Below are 4,384 nucleotides of genomic sequence, written 5' to 3'. Positions count from 1 at the left end.
TACAGATGCGTCAGAGATAAACCGAACAGACTCAAATACAAGCTTAGGTATGTGCTTGATTCAAGAGAAGATTTTGAGTATTTAGCTATACTTCACAAACGTGGTATTTTGCCTAGGCTTTATGATGTTGACCGAGCGGCTAAGTTTTATCAGCTTATACGTTACAGCTATGCAAGCGGACTTGACAGCTTCGGAAGTCAGCCACATTCGATGTGGTCTGATTTTCCGATGATAGATCTTGCGGCAAGGCGTTTGCAGAAGGTCGTTATCGAAAACAAGGATTTTGAAAAGCTGATACGGCAGTATGACAGACCTGTCAGCTTTTTCTACTGCGATCCGCCCTACTTTGCTACAGAAAGCTACTACAAGGACGTGGGATTTACGGCAAAGGATCGTATCAGACTGCGTGATACACTTTTAGAGATCAAAGGCAAGTTCTTGGTTTCATACAATGACTGTCCGGAGATAAGGGAGATATGGGACAAGCCTAATATCCACATCGAGGAGATAAGCAGACTTAACAACTTAGCACAGCGTTATGACGCAGGCTGTCAGTACGGCGAACTGCTTATCTCAAATTATGACACAAGCGAACGTGCGAAAGCTATCAGACAGCTTTCGCTCTTTGACAATTAAACGATCAGGGAGGTTTGATTTATGAAAAATGTTATATGTACAAAAGGGTTTATCAATGAGTTGGGAGACATAGAAGTACCCGGTGTGTTCTTTGAAGAGGGAGCGGAGGTGGATCTGAAAATATGGGTCGAGAGAGGAAGATTTGAGATCGCCCTTTTTCCTTCAGAGAATGAGAGTAAGCACCATGACTGCGGCATCTCAGAGGAAGAAATACAGCGTACCTGTGCAATGTTTGATGACTGCGGCGATTGTCCGCTGAAAGAGTATTGTGAAAGTGAGGCAAAAGAATGAGGATACTTGTGTTTGGACCTCTGAAAGAACCATATGTAAAGGATATTGAAGATGATATCCATGCCATGCAGGAAGTTGTGGGCGGCAGCATCGAGCCAATATATTTTGAACCAAAGCAGGACGCTATTTGCTGGTGCAATGATGAGTTTCTGCTGAACGGTTCTAAGCCTAACAGGATAATTGGAAATACTCTTGTTCACGGCACTTTCTATATTTCTGGCAATTATCGTAACGAATACGGTGAGTGGGATTCCTGTTCACTTACTGATGAACAGATAGAAAAGTACAAACAGCAGTTTAATCATGTGATAGTAAATCTGCCCGGCATAGGGCTTATCGCAGTGAGGGAAACAAAACCGGAAATAATCGAACCGGAAGAAGAATATGAAGAAGAACCGGAAATCGAACAGACAATGTAAAGGAGAATGAAACGATGAGAATACACGCATCTATCAACAGAATGGTAAACAAAGAGGATTCAGCAATCAAGGCATATGCCAGCGTAACAATGGACGGTATGTTCGCCGTTCACGGACTGAGGGTCATCGAGACCGAAAAGGGCAGATTTGTCAATATGCCCTCCACCTCATACACCGATAAGGACGGCAACAAGCAGTACAGCGACACCTTCCACGCCATAACCAAGTCGGCGAGAACTGCCGTAAATCAGGCTGTGCTCAATGCTTATGATCTCAAGCTGCAGCAGGTTCAGCAGACGGATATCGAGGTGGAGAACACTCCCGATGAGGAAATGTCGGAGCCTGAAGATGAACCTGAACCGGAGCTAAGTATGTAGTTTGCTAAAGCATTTGCTGTGTATCTTGTAACAAAGGTAGAACTTTTGCAAAAATGCTGGATTTATACAAAAAGGTGTGATATATTGCTTGTCAAGGAGCGTGATAATATGAAAAGAGCGATATATATTTCAATACTTTGCACAGTAATGCTGACTGCCTGCGGGAATGTATCGGAGTCAACGAAAAGTGCAGGAACCTCAGATGTGAGCCAAACTGCGGTCACGGTAACATCTGCAAAAGAAGAAAAGGATACAAGCGAAGCCGCGACTACTACGAGAAAAAGTTCGCAGACGGTATCCGAGACTTCAAAGCCGATAGATACCACAGTAACTACGACCAAGAAATCAGATCCGTCAGGTTATTCGGGAAATTCCAGTCAGGGACAGAACAATTCTGCACAGAATAATAACGGTCAGGAAAACAACTATCAGCCTGTGCAAAATGATCCGCAGCCAGATAACTCGCCGTCCGATAATAACCGGAGCAATAACGGAGCGGAACAGAATAACCGACCGTCTGATAATAAGCCTCAAAATAACGATCCGACGCCTCCGACTACAACTGCAAAGCCTGCGGTAACAAATCCGCCTACTACTACAACTCCAAAGCCACAGATTACAGTACCGCAGACTGAAGTTGTAATTGAAGATACAACAAACTTGCAAAGTGTTCTGAATTATGTAAATTCACTTGGAAGAACAACCGATGAATATTACAATATAGGTGCAGGGTTGAGTCACGATGGTTCTGATTATGGAAAAGCCGAAGCGGTGTATAATTGGATTCGGGATAATGTCAGCGGAAATTGTCAAGTGTTCTCAGTGGCAACAATATATGCCTGCAAGGGGATTGGGCTTGAATGTCGGTATGCGTTTTTCTCCCCCGATGACTGGTATGGACACATGGCAAATCTGGTAAACGTGGGCGGAGCATGGTATGTGTTCGACACACAGGGCGGCAGATTTTTAAAGTCGGATAAATACGGTGATATTACCCAGATATTTGATGAAAATGACAACACGATTGAACTGTCGGTAAGCGAATCTGCTTACTAATTAAGTAAACAACAAAGTTGCAATAAAGAGAGCCGATTTGGCTCTCTTTCTTTTGCGCAAAATCAAAGGAGAAATGCAATATATGTTTAAAATTAAATCAAAGATTTTAAAGAAACTCAGCGCAGGGTTCATGGCAGGACTTTGCGCTTTTTCTATGTTCGGTTCATCTATGAGCGGAGCAATCACAGTAAGTGCCGCAAGCACACCTATGGAAAACCCGGCATTCCCGTCAGCGGATACGGTGATCGCAAAGGCGGCGACCTTGCTGGGTACACCGTATACCTATGGAAACAAGGGCTACTGGTATGCGTATGATCAGGGTCAGTATCAGGCGCTGAGCGTGGATACGATTCGAAACCTTGGAATTGATTGCTCCGGCTTGGTTTACTATACCATGACGCAGCTTGGCTACAGCACTTCAGGATTTTCATGGAACAACCCTGTGCCTGTTGACACAGATCATTGGCTTACAGTCAATGATAACTGCACCATAACTTACGACGGAAAGACTTCAAAGGTCGAAGTCGAAAAGAAAAACATCAAGACAACGGACCGCCCGTATTGGGAGCGTGCTGACGGTTCGGTTATTACAGCAGGTTCTGTGGTGGTCGCTCAGAATCCGGGTGGTGAGGATCACGCTTGGATATATATGGGCGAATTTGATTCAAGAAATGATGTAATAAGCTATCTGAGATCTATTGGTGTTTCGGAAAAACTCATAAACTCAAAGACAGTTGGCGATGGAAAAGGTTCAGGCGGAAAGCATTGGAGAATAGAATCCAGCGGTTCGGAGGGCGTTGTTATCAACAACAAAATAGACGGCAAGACTGCAACGGCTATGAATATGTCGGCGTTCAGAATTACAAAGACAGATGTTACCTTTGAGATCGATAAGTACAATACGGACGGTAATCTTGTAGGAAAATCAAGTGTTGACAATTCCACAGCGGTATACGGAATCTACAGTGACAAGTCCTGTACCAAAAAGGTTGGCGAAATCACCATAAGCGCTGACGGCACAGGTAAAACTCAACTTCCCGACAGCACTTATTACGCAAAGGAATTAAAAGCTCCTACAGGTTATTCTATTGACCCTACTGTTTATACAATCAAATCAGGAAAAAACAAGGTGACAGAGGATTTCAAAACAGGAACAATTAAAATTAACAAAACCGCAGAGGACGGAATCATCAGCGGCAGGGAGTTTAAAATCACCTATTCATACAATGGAAAATCGCTCTCTGAAACTGCCAAAACCAATGCAAACGGAATTGCAACCTTTGACGATCTAAGGGTTTATGATATGTCCACAGGCAAAGCGATCACCTACACCGTATCCGAGATCAATGTAGATACAAGATACGAAGTCCCTAAGGCTCAGAATGTTACGCTGACAAGCGGAGATGTTGATCTGACTGTGAATGTGAAGTTCAACAATCAGCTTAAAACGGGTTCAATAAAGATCAATAAACAGTCCGAGGACAATCAGAACGGCGACAGAGAGTTCACTATTACGGGCAACGGTAAGATGTATCGTCTATAATAAATTAGACAGAAAACATTTAGCCGTGGTATAATAGAAAAAAGGAGGAAAATAAAATGGCA

At 43.4% G+C, this 4,384-nt stretch carries 6 protein-coding genes; all 6 read left to right on the top strand.

Annotated features, from left to right (window positions below):
• The coding region (locus Q0E19_RS11585; protein WP_294409689.1) for a DNA adenine methylase at positions 1 to 636 on the top strand (636 nt) is incomplete at its 5' end.
• A gap of 21 nt (positions 637 to 657) precedes the next feature.
• A complete protein-coding gene (locus Q0E19_RS11580; protein ID WP_288970458.1) occupies positions 658 to 927 on the top strand; it encodes a hypothetical protein in 270 nt (89 codons plus the stop codon).
• Positions 924 to 1,346, top strand: coding sequence for a DUF3846 domain-containing protein (locus tag Q0E19_RS11575; RefSeq protein WP_294409687.1), 423 nt, complete (start codon positions 924 to 926; stop codon positions 1,344 to 1,346). Before Q0E19_RS11580 ends, Q0E19_RS11575 begins: the two co-directional genes overlap by 4 nt.
• A gap of 14 nt (positions 1,347 to 1,360) precedes the next feature.
• Complete coding sequence (locus tag Q0E19_RS11570; RefSeq protein ID WP_117864965.1) at positions 1,361 to 1,723, top strand: SpoVG family protein; 363 nt, start codon at positions 1,361 to 1,363, stop codon at positions 1,721 to 1,723.
• 108 nt (positions 1,724 to 1,831) lie between these two features.
• Positions 1,832 to 2,779, top strand: a complete 948-nt coding sequence (locus Q0E19_RS11565; RefSeq protein WP_294409685.1) for a hypothetical protein — start codon at positions 1,832 to 1,834, stop codon at positions 2,777 to 2,779.
• Positions 2,780 to 2,861: 82 nt separating this feature from the next.
• A complete protein-coding gene (locus Q0E19_RS11560; RefSeq protein ID WP_294409684.1) occupies positions 2,862 to 4,322 on the top strand; it encodes a SpaA isopeptide-forming pilin-related protein in 1,461 nt (486 codons plus the stop codon).
• Positions 4,323 to 4,384 lie beyond the last annotated feature (62 nt).

Source organism: uncultured Ruminococcus sp. (assembly GCF_934476685.1).
Classification (GTDB): Bacteria; Bacillota; Clostridia; order Oscillospirales; family Ruminococcaceae; genus Hominimerdicola.
This window is presented reverse-complemented; position numbering and strand designations above follow the sequence as displayed.